Origin of the sequence: Bifidobacterium aesculapii (genome assembly GCF_001417815.1) — a bacterium.
Classification (GTDB): domain Bacteria; phylum Actinomycetota; class Actinomycetes; order Actinomycetales; family Bifidobacteriaceae; genus Bifidobacterium; species Bifidobacterium aesculapii.
This window is the reverse complement of record NZ_BCFK01000055.1, coordinates 15467-31197: the sequence shown is the minus strand read 5'-3', so window position 1 is coordinate 31197 and position 15731 is coordinate 15467. Positions and strand designations below refer to the sequence as shown.

Annotated in this window: 6 protein-coding genes and 1 tRNA gene; all 7 read right to left on the bottom strand. The window is 68.8% G+C overall.

What is annotated here, in order from left to right:
* Positions 1-452: 452 nt before the first annotated feature.
* Complete coding sequence (gene rpsO / locus BFAL_RS07840; RefSeq protein ID WP_055427853.1) at positions 453-722, bottom strand: 30S ribosomal protein S15; 270 nt, start codon at positions 720-722, stop codon at positions 453-455.
* Positions 723-904: 182 nt separating this feature from the next.
* Positions 905-1588: a hypothetical protein gene (locus BFAL_RS07835; protein WP_055427857.1), complete on the bottom strand. Its 684-nt coding sequence runs from the start codon at positions 1586-1588 to the stop codon at positions 905-907.
* A 192-nt stretch (positions 1589-1780) separates the two neighbouring features.
* A tRNA-Gly gene (locus BFAL_RS07830) sits at positions 1781-1854 on the bottom strand.
* A gap of 253 nt (positions 1855-2107) precedes the next feature.
* On the bottom strand, positions 2108-3064 hold the full coding sequence (locus BFAL_RS07825) for a biotin--[acetyl-CoA-carboxylase] ligase (RefSeq protein ID WP_236691714.1): 957 nt from the start codon (positions 3062-3064) through the stop codon (positions 2108-2110).
* An 89-nt stretch (positions 3065-3153) separates the two neighbouring features.
* Positions 3154-5010, bottom strand: coding sequence for an alpha-amylase family protein (locus tag BFAL_RS07820; protein ID WP_055427852.1), 1857 nt, complete (start codon positions 5008-5010; stop codon positions 3154-3156).
* Between the two features lie 180 nt (positions 5011-5190).
* Positions 5191-5682 carry a holo-ACP synthase gene (locus tag BFAL_RS07815; protein ID WP_055427851.1) on the bottom strand — a complete coding sequence of 164 codons (492 nt, stop codon included), beginning with the start codon at positions 5680-5682 and terminating at the stop codon, positions 5191-5193.
* A gap of 403 nt (positions 5683-6085) precedes the next feature.
* Entirely contained in the window at positions 6086-15697 is a 9612-nt protein-coding gene (locus tag BFAL_RS07810; RefSeq protein ID WP_055427850.1) for a type I polyketide synthase, read from the bottom strand.
* Between the last annotated feature and the right edge of the window lie 34 nt (positions 15698-15731).

Sequence of the window (15731 nt, the reverse complement as noted above, 5' to 3'; positions counted from 1 at the left end):
GGTGGTGGTGCTCAGCACCATGGTGTCGTCGTCCAGGTAGGCGGCGACGGCACCGTCCGCCTGCTGGGCGAGGCGTCCGGTCTCGAAGCGCAACGTGCGCTTACCGAACGACCCATTGTCGATGACTGCCTCGGCAGCCTTGATTTCGGGACCCTCCATAGGGTTCCTCCTTTGGTTTCTTGTCTTTTCCTACAAACATCGGCCCTTCTTCAGCCGGGCCAGGCTCTTACATTCGCTTCCGTCCGCCGGCGCATCCGATACTCCGGTTCCGGCGCACGCGGCCCCCGGCCGCGCTTCCTCGTGTCAACTTTCGATTCGCAAACCGAGCCGTTCCTTCGCGGCCGCACCTTGCGGCCCATGCTCTGCGGCTCGTCCCCTCTTCGGTTATGTTGCCGTTGGCAGGCGTATGTAAAACGCCCGAACGCCTTGAGGCGCCCGGGCGGAAGTCTGTGCTATCGGCGCAGACCAAGCTTCTCGATCAGCGCACGGTAACGGTTGATGTCGTTGCGCTTGAGGTAGTCAAGCAGGGAGCGACGGTCACCGATCATCATCTGCATGCCACGACGGGAGTGGTGATCATGCTGGTGCTTCTTCAGGTGCTCGGTCAGATCGGAGATACGCTTGGACAGCAGCGCGACCTGAACCTCCGGAGAGCCGGTGTCGCCCTCGTGCGTCGCGAACTCGTTGATGATCTGGGACTTCTGTTCAGCCGTCAGTGCCACGGCATCCTCCTTATGGTCGTTGCGCGGTGCCTCGCGCTCATTGCGCGAAGCGCTCTCTATCCGCGGGCGTTTTACGCCAAATGGAAACTATATGCGCAGGCGGGGACTCACGACGCGCAACGACGACACGCCCGCGCCGGCAATGTCGACGGCGGCACCGACGCCACCCGCCACCGGGCGTCTCACGCGGCGACGGCGGCGAGCGGGCCGCCGAACATCACGACGAGCAGCGCCGCCGCCTCGATGGCGAAGAACAGGATGAACGAGGCCCAGCTGCGCGTGAGCACGTTGAGCGGAGAGTCCTTTTTGACGATGACCAGCAGCCCGACCCATACCACGGCGAACACCGCCACGCCGAATCCGGCGGCGATGATGCCGAGGTTCGCGGCGTTCGCGACTGCCGCGGAATCGCCGTACACCACGTATGTCGAATACCAGAAGTCGAATCTGAGCAATGCCAGTCCGGCGACGAACTGTTCGGCCGCAAGGCCGAGGGCGAACAGGATGCGCCAGATCCAACGCCCCGAGTCGACGACGGCGACGCCTAGACACGCCACGGCGATGAGCGTGACCGTCCAGGAGAGGAACGCCATGCCCTGCGGGGTGACCCTGCCGAGGAAGGAGGTCAGCCATGCCGTCTCGTGCACGGCGAGCGCGCGGCCGTACCAGTACGGAGCGATGATCGCGACGAGCACCGCCACGGCGTACACGGCCCATCGCATGGGGTGGGAGCGGCCGCGTTCGATGTCCGCCAGCGAGAGGTCGGTCTCCGGGATCGTGGCTTCGGGATGCTTCGACACCTCGACGGTCTCGACCTTGCCGCCCACGATCTCGGTGGCCTCGTTGCGCTCGCTCTCGTCAGCCATGTATCCGCCTCCCTGGTATGCGATGGACGAGCCGCACACGTCGCTTCGGCTCACGTCGCCCAGTGTAGTAGGGCCCGCCACGTTTGCGAACCTCGCCCCCGCCCGCCGCCGGCCGTTCCCACCGCGTTCTCACGCAGCTGCGGCAACCGGGTCGGGCAACAAAAAAACCGTTGGAATCCCAACGGTTTTCAGTGGAGCGGATGACGGGAATCGAACCCGCGTAATCAGTTTGGAAGACTGAGGCTCTACCATTGAGCTACATCCGCGCGCCGCTCTATCCGCACCCGTTTTGCGAAGCTACCAATCATCACAACCCAAGCGCGATAAAACAACTCGTGCCATTATACACAACGCCGTCACGCACACAAGTCGTAAGCCACGCCGCGCGTCGCGCATCACTCCGCACATCACGCAACAACACGCCGCGCGTCGCACATCCCGCACCCATGCATCGCCGTCACGCGGCGCGCACACCGCCACGCGGTACACCGCGCCGCCATACCCGACGTGCCGCACGCCTCATGCAGGCAGCACGCCGACGTCGCCAGTGCGCACGGCATGTTCCACGCCCGCGTCGTCGCGCAACGTGATAGACGCGTCGGCGTTCAGCGCGACGGTCTCGCCTTCCAACGAACTTCCGTCGACGAAATGCGCGACGGCGCGGCGCCCCAGCGTGTAGCTGCGCGCCGCCGTCTCCGCACGCAGCGCCCCAGCGGCCGCATGCGGATTCGCGGCGAACGCGGCGAGACGCCGGCGCAGTGCGGCGACGGTTCCGGCGGCGATCCGGTCGCGCAGGTCGTCTCCGGCCGGCAACGGGCCGTAATGCAGGTGCAGCGACGTGGCCTGCGCCGTGGGCAGCCGGTCGGCGGGGACGGCGAGGTTCAACCCGACGCCGAAGACGATGGCCGCATGCGCCGCATCGCCCGGCAACGGCACGAGTTCGGCGAGGATGCCCCCGAGCTTGCGCCCGTCGAGGAAGATGTCGTTGGGCCATTTGAGCTGAAGGCCGGCGCGTCCGGCATCATCGCCGCACCCGGCGCCATCGCCGTCAACCCGCCGCGCGCCGCAGTCGGCGAGCGCGGCGTCGATGCCGTCGAGCGTGGCGAGGCCGGCGATCATCTGCAGCCACCCGTTGACGCTTTGGTCGGTGGCGATGTCGCACGGCACGCCGACCACGTAGGTGACGGTGGACGACTCCCCCGGCCGGCTCTGCCATGTGTGGTCGAGGCGGCCGCGCCCGGCGGTCTGCCGGTCGGCCGCTACGACGGCGACGACGGTGTGCGCGTCGCCGCCGGTCACACCACCGGCCGCGCCACCGAACGCCGCGCCACCGGTCACGTCAAGCGTCCCGTTCGAGACGCGTTCACGTGCGAGCGTGTTCGTCGATCCGGTTTCCTCGACGAATACAAGCCGGTCCGCGGCGGCCGCCGTGCGCGGCATGGCCGCGGCCGCCGCATGTTCCGCATTGGTTCCCATACGCGACGACTGTACCCGCACGCCGTGCGTCTCGCGTCGCCGCCGGTGTTTCCGCGGAACGGAACGGCCCCGGCCGCCGGCGCACGCCGTCACTCGTGGGCGACGACCACCTTCGCCTCGTAGGGCTTGAGGTCGACGCGCTCGGGCAGCGTGACGTCGGCTGTGCTGTCGAGCGCGGCGTAGGTCTCGGCGTCGGAGAAGTTGAACAGCCCGATGATGGAGCGTTCGCCTTCCTTGCGCACCACGGCGAGGATCGCGTCGTCGTGCGTGTCCCATGTGGTGACCCACGCGTCCGGCGCGAAGCACGGGTCATCGCGCATTTCGCGCAGCGATGCCATGCCCTCCCACAGACGGTTCTGGAGCGTGCCTTCCTCGTTGCGCTCGGCGGCCTTCGCCCAGTCGAACCTGCTGCGGTGCAGGTTGCGGCTGTCGGCGACGCGGTCCGGGTCCTCCTTGTAGTCCCAGCCGTTGAGCTGGCCGATCTCGTCGCCGCAGTTGAGCATCGGGAAGCCCCGCAGGAACGCCATCGCCCGGTGCATGAGCAGGTCGCGGTCGATGGCCTTCTCGTAGGCGGGCTTGTCGTGCGTGATGATGGCCTTCTCGACACCGCACAGGGAGGCGGCGGTGCCGCAGCTGCGCGCGTCCTTGGTGGCCTCGTCGTAGTTGTACAGCTCGCCCATGGACCAGCTGCCCGGAACCGCGCCCTCGTAGAAGTGGTACAGGAACTCCTTGTGCTTGACGGGGTCGATGGCGAGGCGCACCTCCTCGTCCTCGTCGAGGCCCCAGCCGATGTCGTCGTGGCAGCGCAGGTAGTTGACGAACCAGCAGTTGTCCGGCAGGGCGTTGAGCTTGTCGGCCTGGCGCTTGAGCAGGCGCACGTCGCCGCTGGCGAGCGCGGCCCACAGGTTCACCATGATGGACACGTTGTACAGCATGTGGCATTCAGGGCGTTCGGGGGTGCCGAAGTAGGCGGCGAGCTCCTTGGGGGCCATGACGACCTCGCCCTTGAGCACGACGGCCGGGCAGACGATCTCCAGCATCATGCGCATCATGCGGACGATGGTGTGGACCTGCGGCAGGTTGCGGCAGTTGGTGCCGAGCTGCTTCCAGATGTAGGGCACCGCGTCGAGCCGGAACACTTCGACGCCGAGGTTGGCGAGGTGCATGACGGAGGTCATCATCGCGGTGAAGACCTTCGGGTTGCGGTAGTTGAGGTCCCACTGGAACGGGTAGAACTGGGTCATGACCCACTTGCCCATCTTCTCGTTCCAGCTGAAGTTGCCGGGGGCAGTGTTCGGGAAGACCTGCGGCACGACGGCGTCGTACTGGTCGGGGACAGTGCGGTCGTCGTAGCAGAAGTAGTAGTCCTGGTATTCGGGGTCGCCGGCCATGGCGGCCTTCGCCCAGCGGTGGGAGGAGGCGGTGTGGTTCATCACGAAGTCGAGGCAGAGGCTGATGCCGGCCTTGCGCAGCTTCTTGGTGAGGGCGGCGAGGTCCTCGTTGGTGCCGAGCAGCGGGTCGACGGTGTCGAAGTCCTCGATGGCGTAGCCGCCGTCGTTGTCCGGGTGGGGCATCGTGAGCAGCGGCATGAGGTGCAGGTAGGTGAGCTTCTGCTCCTTGAGGTAGTCGATCTTGCCCGCAAGCTTCTTGAGGTCGCCCGCGAACAGGTCGGTGTACATGGTCATGCCGAACATGTCGCCGCGCTTGTACCAGTCGGGGTCCTGCTCGCGTTCGATGTCGAGCTTCTTCAGGTCGGCGGGGCGGGCGGCGTAGGCTTCGGCCATGGCGCGTTCGAAGACGGCGAGTTCGGGGGAATCGCCGTACAGCATGCGGAAGAGGGATTCGAATTCGTCCCGGTGACGTGCAAGGCGAGTGGCGAACACGTCGTCGGTCTCGGGCGCGGAGGTTTGGGTGGTGGAGCGTGCGGTGGTGGGCTTGTCTGACATCTGTGACTCCTTGGGTGTTGCGGTGTCTAACGTCGTTGTTGTCGATGTGCGGTGACGGTTGTTCAGTGTATCCGCGCGCGCACGGTTTATCAAACCGGTTCGATATTCGGCGTGTCAAACCGGTTTGACATCAATGAACACAAAGATGACAACGCTTGCACCGCCGTGGTGGCGACGGTGTCACCGCGATTCGAGAAGCGCGACGGCGGAGGCGACCGGCCCGTCGTGGGTCAGGGAGATGTGCCAGCGGGCGGAGGCGGCTCCACCATCGATGACGCCGGCGGGCCGTGGGAACGCCCGCGACGCGTCGACGCCGGTCAGTTGCGGCACCGACTCACGCAACGCGCGCTCGACGTCCGCGCGCAGCAGGACATGCGGACGGCCATGGGCGTCATCGAGGATCTCGATGCCGGCCCACGGGACGGCGTCGATCGCGTACGGCATCGGCCCATCCCCCACGGCTTCGCACCACGCCTTGAGCACGGCCTCCTTGCCGGCCCATCTGGCGGCGAGGTGCACGGCCTCGCCATCGTTCTTCAGCACCGCGCGGGCGGCGGCCTGCCGTACCTCGCGCACCGAGAACAACTCGCGCATATGCGAGCCCGGCATGCCCAGCTGTTCGGCGAACGCCGCGACATCCACCACGTCGTGGCCCAGTCCGTATATGCCCATTGCAGCTCCCTTTCATACCGCGTCTTCGTCGGTCATGCCGCCGGCATGACCGACGAAGACGATTCCATGTCACAACACTATCCTCGCAGGCGCTACCTGCGTTGCGAGGGGTGGATTTCAGAGATCGCAGACCTCCATCTCGCTTACGAGGGGTGCCCATCCAATGCATAAGGCCCTTCAAATGGCTTGCTACCACCGGAGGTAAGCCATTTCGACGACCTTATGCCCGAGGCAGGCACCCCTTGCAAACAAGATAGAGGTTCGCAAGACCGCAGAAGCACCCCTCATAACGGAGAAAGGCCGTGGGGAACGGGCATATCCCGTCCCCCACGGCCTTGCATGCCGGCCCTACACGCCTATGTCACACAATCGCGCGACTACCGCGCATGCCCGGGCTCACACCTCACGCCTCGAAGTAGCCGGAGGCGCCAAGGCGGGCGTTCGGGTCGAGCAGCATGGCCTTCTCGACCTCGTGCGCGTCGTAGCGCCTGCCGTCGGCGAGCTTCGTGCCGTCCTTGCGGAAGCGGCGGCCGTCGATCGGCTCGTACAGCGCGGCGTGGCCCATCATGCCCTCCTCGAGCCGGCGCTGGCCGGCGGCGAGACGCGCGTTCGCGCGCTCGCGCCACGCGCGCAGCGCATCCTCGCCGGCGGCCTTGGCGACGGCCGCCTCGAACGCGCCCGGGTTGACGAGCGCAACGAAGCCGGAGACGTGGCCGAAGCCGAGCGACGTGGCCAGTCCCGCCTTGACGGGCCGGCCCGCGGCGACGCGTCCGAACGCGTCCTCGCCGCCGCCGATGCGCAGCGGGCGGCGCAGCCACACCATGTGGTCGTCCTTGGCGAGCTTCGGGTCGACGCAGTCGAGCGAGGCATTGGCCGGGACCACGCCGGAGGCGAACAGCTGCGTCAGGCCGTTGACCTGGAACACGCAGGCGCCGCCCTTCGCATGGCCGGTGAGCGTCTTCTGCGAGATGACGAACAGCGGATTGCCGTCGGTGCGCCCGATGGCGCGCGCGAGCGTGTTGTGCAGTTCGGACTCGTTCGGATCGTTCGCGTTGGTGGACGTGTCGTGCTTGGAGACCACGGCGATGTCGTCCGGCGTGACGCCGAGGCGCGCGAGGTCACGCACGAGCTTCGACTCCTTGCCGCCGAGGCCCGCCGCGAGCGCGCCGAGACCGGGGGCGGGGATCGACGTGTGGGCGCCGTCCGCGTAGGAGTGGACGAACCCGACGACGCCGGCGACCGGCAGACCGAGCTTCAGCGCGATGTCGCCGCGCGTGAGCAGGATCGTGCCGCCGCCTTGGGATTCCAGGAAGCCGCCGCGGCGACGGTCGTTCGCACGGGAGAAGAACCGCGCATCGATGCCCTTGGCGTACATCTCCTCGGAGTTGGCGGTGGCGTTCATGTTGCCGAAGCCGATCACGGATTCCACGCCGATGTCGTCGATCGCGCCGGTCACGACGAAGTCGGCCTTGCCGAGCGCGATCTTGTCGGCGCCCTCCTCAAGCGACACCGCGGCGGTGGCGCAGGCGGAGACCGGCTGGACCATGTTGCCGTAGCCGCCGATGTAGCTCTGCATCACGTGCGCGGCGACGACGTTCGGCAGCGCCTCCTGGAGGATGTCGGTCGGGATCTCGTGGTTGAGGAAGCGGTCGAGGTACAGCTTGCGCATCGACATCATGCCGCCGAAGCCGGTGCCCTGCGTGGAGGCCACGAGCGAGGGGTGGATCGACTGGAGGATCTCGGCGGGCGTGAAGCCGGCGCTCAGGTAGGCGTCCACGGTGGTGACGATGTTCCACAGCGCGATCTTGTCCACGTCGCCGACCATCGAGGCGGGGATGCCCCACTTGACCGGGTCGAAGCCCTTCGGGAACTGGCCGCCGACCGTGCGCGTCATGGTGGCGCGGCGCGGCACGCGAATCATCGAGCCGGCGTGGCGGGTCACGTTCCATTCGCCGGACTCGTCGTCCTTCGCGATGGAGGTGTGCGCCTCGTCGAGCTTGACGTATTCGCGGGCGACGTCCTCGCTGGGCACGGAGAAGGTGACGTCGTGGTCGAGGTAGACTTCAGCCTCCTCCTCGTCGGCGCCGTCCTTGTAGTCGTTGCCCATGCCCTCCTCGAACGGGCGGATGCCGGAGCGCGCCACGACCTCGTCGTGATAGCGTTCGGCGATGTCCTCCTCGGGCACGAGGTTGCCGTCGGCGTCGTACCAGCCGGGCTTCGGGCTGTCGGCCCAGGTGAGCAGGCCCATGTTCCACGCGAGTTCGAGCACGGCGCCGGCGCTCAGGCCGACGGAGCCGTCCGGGTGGATGCCGAGTTCGGCCTGGGCGCGCGTGCGGCCGGAGCCCCACGGGCCGAGTTCGCCGATGGAGACGATGACGATCTCGTCCTCCGGACGCGCGGTCACGTTCGCCCAGTCGGCGAGGTCGACGTGCGGCTGGTGCGGAGTGTGAGGTGTGGGCAGCGCCTTGATCCGCTGCCCACCAGGCGCGTCAGGCGAAGAGTCCAGTGGACTCTTCGTAGCGCCATCCGTTTCCAGCGCCTTGGCCGCAGCGCCGGCCTCGGCTTCGGCCCTCAACGCCTTGATGTCGATGGGCTCGTTGCCGAGTCCGCCGGTCAGATCCACGTCGAGCGGCGCTTCGGCGGCCTTCGCACGCGATTCGGCGGTGCACAGGTCGAGCAGCTTGGCGGCGATCTGCGCGGTCGAATACGTGTGGATGCCGTGGCGTTCCACGACCTCGACGAGCGGGTCGTTGCCGCCCATGAGCCCGGTGCCGCGCACCCAGCCGATCTTCGGGTGGGCGAAGGTGACGCGGTCGGACCACACGCGTTCGGCGTGGGCGCGGTTGACGATCGCGTCGAACGCGGACTTGACCTCGCCGTAGGCGCCGTCGCCGCCGAAGCGACCGCGGTTCGGGGAACCGGGCAGCACCACGTGCAGCTTGTGCTGCACGTCGGTGTCGGCGCCGATCCGGCTCAGGCCGGCGATCGCACGTTCGACGCCCCACAGCATGAGGCGCGCCTGCGATTCGAACAGTTCGCCGGAATCGGCGAGCGTGCCGTGCACCGGCGGGGCCGCGAACGGGAAGAACAGGCTCGGCTCGTACGCGTCCTTGAGGATCGTGGTGGTCGCGCCGCTGGTCTTCTTCTGCACGTGACCGACCCAATCCACAAGGGAGTCCACATCACGGAAGCTGGACAGGTTCGCGGGCACCAGCCACAGCTTGGCGCCGCCGGCGGCATGACTGCGGTACGCCTGCTTGGCCCACGCCTTGACGGACGGCTTGAAACTGTGCGAGGTGGCGATGACGGTGGCGCCGCCGGCGAGCAGGCCTTCGACCACCTGCGCGGCGATCGAGTTCGGGCTCACACCGGTGACCACGGCCACGTCATGCGCGAAGCGGGACGCGACGGCGTCGTCGGCGGGCGCCGTGACCGCCTCTGCGGCGATGCGCGTGAACGCGCCGTGCAGTGCGGCGTCGTCGCTCTTCGCGGCGAACCAGCGCGCCTCGGCGGCGACCGCCTCGCCGAGACCGACGAAGCTGCCGGACAGCGCGTCGGCGTCATGCCCGTAGAACGCGCGGGCGAGATCCTCGCGGGCGGAGGCCCACCGGTCATCGAACAGGATGGCCTTCGCGGCGTCGAAGCGGGGCTCGACCTGACGCGGCCAGTCGGAGCCGAGTTCGGCTTCGACGGCGGCGACCACGGCCGCGTTCTCGTCTTCGCCCAGCTCGGGGGCCGGAGCGGCCACGCCGAGCTCGCCGAGCACGAACCGTGCGGTCGCGGCGAGCACGCCGTCGGCGCCGGTGACCTTCTCGGCGAAGGCGTCGAGCGCTGCGGAATCGACCACCGCGCCACCGGCCGCACCGCCCGCGGACGGCTTGGAGACCGGCACGCCCTTGGTCTGGCCGACCAGGGCCACCGCATCGTCGATGAGCTTGTCGGCGGCGGCCGCGTTGGCGGCGGCGCCGGTCGGCAGCTTCGCGAGATCGCCGCCACGCGAGCTGGAGCCCTCACGGGTGTCGAGCAGCAGTGCGGCGGTCGTCGCGGCCACCCAGCCCTCACCGAGCTGCCACACGCCGGTGACGCGCTCGCGGATGTGCGCGGGCTTGACGCCCGCCGCGCCGAAGAGGGCACGCAGACGGTCGCGGATCGCCTCGGAGAGGACCGGTCCGAACGGCTTGTAGTTGGGCGCCGCCTTGTTCACGATCTGGGCGAGCTGGGTGAGCGTCGCCTCGGCGGCGCCGTCCACGCTGGCCACGCCCAGCTCGGAGCTGATGTCCATGAGCAGCTGGTTGCGGCGGGAGGATACGCCGTTGGTGAGCGTGTCGGTGGTGTCGGAGGCGCCGATCTGGTCGATGCGCACCTTCGCCGAGTAGGCCATGAGCACGCCGATCGCGTCGGCAGCCTTGAACGGAAGGTCGGGCACGTCCGCGCCGGACGGTCCGGCGGCGGGAGCGGCCTGCGCGGCGGGCGCAGGCGTGGCGGCCTTCGGAGCCGCAGCGGACGCCGACGCAGTGGCCGCCGGAGCCACGGCGGAACCGAGCTTGGCGACGGCGGAACCGCCGGCGGGCGCGGCCTGCGCGGCGACGGGCGCGGTTTCGGATTCCGGTTCCTCGTCGGGCACCAGCGAGTCCGAATCGGTCATGTACACGCGGCCCTCGTCGCGGCCCACGTTGTACACGGTGACGTCGGTGCCGGCGAAGTCGGGCAGACGCAGGGTCTTGGCGCCGAGGTTGGCGAGCGTCGGCGCGTTGCCGAGGCCGACCTCGACGTATTCCTCCACGCCGAGACCGCCCTGCGCCTTGCCGTGGAAGAGCAGCGACTGCGTCTCGATCCAACGCACCGGGGAGGCGAACTGCCAGGAGAGCAGTTCGGTGAGCAGCAGACGGCCGAGCTTCTGATCGTCCGCAGCGTAGGAGTCCCACACGGCCGGGTCGTCGAGCGCGGCCTTGATGCGCTCGGAAGGCACGACGTCGAGGATCTTCGCGGCGAACTCCTTCGTCATCTCGAACGGGGCGGCCACGAGGTTCGGGATGTAGCGGCCGACGAGGCGCCCACGGTAGTCGATGTGCTTGGGCAGCAGCGCGTCGAGCTTGTCGCGGAACTCCGGAACGCCCTTCCTGAGCAGCGTCGAGTGGAACGGCACGTCGATGCCGGGCACGAGCATGAACGCCGGCTTGCCGCCCGCCTCCTTGGCGCGGCGGTTCGCGTCCGCCTGCAGGGCCTTGAGGCCCGCGATCGTACCGGCGATCGCGTACTGCTGGCCGGCCAGGTTGTAGTTGACGATCTGCAGGAACTCACCGGATTGTTCGGCCACGGATTCGACGTACGCCTTGACGCCATCATCGCCCACGCCGAACTGGTTCGGGCGCAGCGCGCCCATGCGGTAGTTGGAACGGCCCTGCGCGTCGCGCGGAATGAGGTGGTGCATCGTGGATCCGCGGTGGAACACGAGTTCGAGCACGGTCTCCAACGGGATCACGTCGGCGAACGCGGAGAGCGCGTTGTACTCGCCGAGCGAATGACCGGCGAAGTAGGCGGGCCAGATGTCGCCGCCGGCCTCGCGCAGGCGCGCGGTCTGGGCGAACGCGACGGTGGCGAGCGCGACCTGCGTGAACTGCGTCAGGTTGAGCAGGCCGTCCGGGTGACGGTAGGTGACGCCGTTGGCGGTGAGCTCCTTCGGATTGTCGCGCACGAGGGCGAGGATCGAGAACCCGAGCTTGGAGCGGGTGAGCTTGTCGGCGCGCTCCCACACGTCGCGTGCCGCGGGCGACTTGGCGCGTTCGTCGAGCGCCATGCCCTGCTTCTGGATGCCCTGGCCGGGGTAGACGAATGCGGCTTCGGGCGCGCGCACCAGTGCGGTGCCGCGCGAGACAAGCTGGCCGTCGATGCGGCACGTGACCTCAAGGGCCATGCCGCCGTGGCGCACCTTGCCGACGCGTTCGACGGAGATCTCGACCTCGTCGCCCAACTGCACCATGCCGTACATGTTGTACGTCCAGCCGGCGATCTCGTAGTGGGCGCCCTTCTCGTCGCGCGCCTGCACCGCGTGCTGGGCGGTGGCGGACAGCCACATGCCGTGCACGAGCGGCGCGGCGAGACCGGAGATCGCGGCGCCGCGCTTCGAGGTGTGGATCGGGTTGAAGTCGCCGGAGGTGCGCGCGAACGCGGTCATGTCGTTCGGAGCGGTCACCTTCACGCGGCGCAGCAGACGACGTGCGGTGTCTTCGATCTCGTCGTGGTCGGCGTCGCCGTACTCGGGCGCGTTCGCCGGCAGCGCGTCGGAGTAGACGCGGCCGCGGATCGCGAAGCGTTCGGTCTCGCGGGCGAGCACGGTGCCGTCGGCGGCGGTGTGGACGACGTGGATCGTCACGACGCGGCCCGACGCGGATTCGAAGTAGTCTTCGGCCCACGAGGTGAGGGAGATGGTCTCGCCGACGTGCGCGAGCAGGTCGTCCTCGGTCTCCTCGAGTTCGATGAGATGGTCGAGGTGGACGGCGTTGAGCAGGCCTTCGATGACCGGATAGCCGTTCACGCTCACCGAACCGAGCGCCGCGTAGATCGCGGGCCAGGCGGGGCCGACGAGCGCATCGGGCGCGATGCGCGAGACGCGCAGGGCGCCGGGCAGCGCGCCGCCGGTGGCGGCCTCATGGTCGTAGCCGAGGTTCGCGGAGAACGTGTACGAGGCGTGCGCGACGCCGAACGGCGCTTCTGCGACGGAGCCATCCGTTTCCTGTTCGCGGACCGTCACGATCTGCGGCATGGCTTCCAGCTTGTCGCCGGTGATGGCGGTGTTGCCGATGCCGGCGGTGGCGGCGAGCATCGCGTACACGTCCGGGATCAGGCGCTCGCGGTTCACGATCGGCATGCCGCCGGTCGCGTCCGTGGGTACGGTCAGCGGGATGACGATGTCGCGCACCGCATGCTTGGACGTGCCTCCGTCCGGGTCGCCGTCCCAGTACGTGTCGAGGTGGATGTCGAGGTCGTATTCGCCCTTCGACTCGTCGACCGCGCGGATCTCGTAGTTCTTGTCGCCGAGCGCGGTGCCGTAGGCCGGGTTGTCGGTCACGTGGCCCACCCAGGAGATGTTCGGGGACTTGCGGATGAAGTCCTCGGCGTCCACGGCCTCGCCGAGCGTCGCATACAGGCGAAGCGGCTCGGCTTCGGACGCGCCGGCGGGCGGAACCTCGACGGCCGACTTGTCCTTGCCGTCCTTGTTCTTGCCCTTCTTCTTCCCCTTCGCCTTGACCTTCTCGTCCTTGGAGGCGGCCGCCTCCACGACGTCACCGGCGTCAGCCGCGCCATCCTCCGCCAACGTCTTGGCGCGCTCGATCGCGGCCTGCTCGAAGCGGCCGAGGATGTCGGCCACGGGCTCGTCCACGGTGGTGATGCCGGCCACGGAGATCGGGCCGGGGATCACGCGCACCGAATCGGCCGAATAGCGCGGATCCTCGGACTGCCACAACTGGTCCTGACCCCACCAGCGCAGCAGGTCGTGGTCGATGACCGGCACGAACGGCATCGGCTTGGGGTATTCGCGCACGAGCACCGGGAACCACGCCTCGTCGGCGGGCGTCACCGTGATGTGCGCGGCCTGCGGGTACTCACGCTCCAGAGCGGCGAGCGCCGGGGCCGGATCGTTGATCACGTCCTCGCGCGTCACGCCGAGCTTCGAGGCGAACTCGCCGGAGTCCACGTCGGCCACGCGCGCCTCGATGCGGTGCAGCAGGTCGAGGAAACGGTCGGCGTACGTGTCGTCCACCCACGGGTAGGCGAGCTGGGCGAAGCGCTGCGCCCACTGAAGGTAGGTCATCGTCTTCAGGTCGCCGAAATACGGCTTCGCGGTCTTGTCGAGCGCGGCGATAATCTCGTCGCGGCGGGATTCCAGCTCCTCCGGATGCTTCATCACGCGCACGAGCAGACGGCCGCATTCGGCGGAGGAGTTCTCCACCTCGTAGATGTCGGCGTGCAGGTGCGACAGGCCGGAGGCGACGCCGCCGACCGCCTTGCCGGACGGCACCCAACGCTCGCCGGCGGGCGCGAACGGGTCGGATGCGGAGGCCGCGGCCGTCCCGTCGGTGATGCCTGGGGTCTTCACCAGCAGCTGCTTGACCTCGGGGCTGGTGTGCGCCTCCTTCGCGGTCATCACGGCCGTGCCGACGAGCACGCCGTCGACCGGCATGTCGGGCAGACCGTAGACGCGCGACCACTGGCCGGAGATGTAGTCGGCCGCGCGCTCAGGTGTGCCGATGCCGCCGCCGGCGACGAGCACGAGATTGTCGCAGGCGCGCACTTCGGCGTAGGTGGAGGTCAGCAGGTCGTCGAGCGACTCCCAGCTGTGGTGGCCGCCGGCCGCGCCGCCTTCGACCTGCATGAGGATGACCGTCGGCGCGACGGCCTTGGCGATGCGCACCACCTGACGGATCTGGTCGACGGTGCCGGGCTTGAAGCTCACATACGGCAGGCCGTCCTTCCTCAACTGCGCGATGAGCGCGACGGCCTCGTCCAGCTCGGGCACGCCGGCGGAGACGACGACGCCGTCGATCGGCGCGCCGGACGCGCGCTTCTTCGGCACGATGCGCGTGGAGCCGAACTGCAGGTTCCACAGGTAGCGGTCCATGAACATCGCGTTGAACTCGACCGTGCGGCCCTCGTCGAGCAGCTCCTCGAGACGCGCGACGTGACGGTCGAACACTTCGGCGGTGACCTGGCCGCCGCCGGCGAGCTCCGCCCAGTAGCCGGCGTTCGCCGCGGCCGCGACGATCTCCGGGTCGACGGTGGTGGGGGTCATGCCGGGCAGCAGCACCGGCGGCTTGCCGGTGAGGCGCGAGAATTTCGTGACGAGGCGCTCGCCGGCGGGCGTCGCGACGACGCGCGGCGCGAACGCCTTCCAGTTCTGCGAGCGGCCGGGTTCTCCGTCGAGCGTGGACAGCGCGGCGCGTTCGGCGAGCGTGGTCGCTTCGACGACGCCCACGCCGGTGCCCTGCACGACGTTGCCGACGAGCTTGCCGAGCGTGGAGCCGGGACCCATGTCGACGATCCACAGCTTGGACGGGTCGGTGCCGGCGAGCGCGTCGCGCACGCGGGCGGCCCAGTCGACGTGGTTGAGGAGCACTTCGGCGGCGAGCGCGCGGGCGCGGTCCTCGTCGAAGCCGCACGCCTTGGCCCAGGCGACGGTCTGGTCGACGGCGGTGGCCATGAGCGGGGAGTGGAACGGCAGGGTCACGTCGAGGTATTCGAGCACGGGGGCGAACACGGCGCCGCCGCGCACCTTCTCCTCGCGCAGGCGGGCCTGCTTCTTGTGTTCCTTGGCGGTTTCCACGGCGAAGGCGGCGAGGTCGTCGGGGAATCCGGAGATGACGTGGTGGGTGGCGGAGTTGGTCACGGCGATGGCGATGGGGCCGCGCGGGTTGTTGATGCGCTTGGCGAGCGCTTCGACCTGGGTGCGGGTGGCGCCGCGCACGGAGAGCATCGGCGTGGCTTCGCCGTGCAGCGGGTTGAGTGCGAGTTCGCGGGCGGCGCGCGTGCCGGCGGCGCCGATGAGCGCGGCGGTGGCGAGGATCTCGTCGATCTGGCCGCGGGCGGCTTCGATGGAACCGGCTTCCTGGATGGCCTTGACCATGTGGACGGCGAGCACGCCCTGCGAGTGGCCGAGCACGGCGACGGGATTGGCGGCGGGAACCGTGTAGCCGAGGTGTTCGAGGTCGATGAGCGCGCCGAGCTGGGTGAGGGCGATGCCTTCGACGGAGGCGGTGGCGTCGGCCGCGGCGCCGAGACGGGCCGGGTTCGGCGTGAAGCCGAACAGGTCGACCGGGCGGCCGGTGGTGGCGAGCAGGTCGGCGTTCACCGGGGTGAGTTTGACGTTCGCCGCCGCGACGTGCGCGTGCAGTGCTTCGGCGAGCGTCGGATCGGTGGTCTGGTCGGCGAGCGCGACCGGCCACGGCGTGGACTGTCCGGCGAAGGCGAGGGCGTGGGCCTCGCCGCCGGCGAGTCGGTTGAGGAAGAAGGTGGTCATGGTGTTCCTATCTTGCGTTGTTGATACTTGCGTT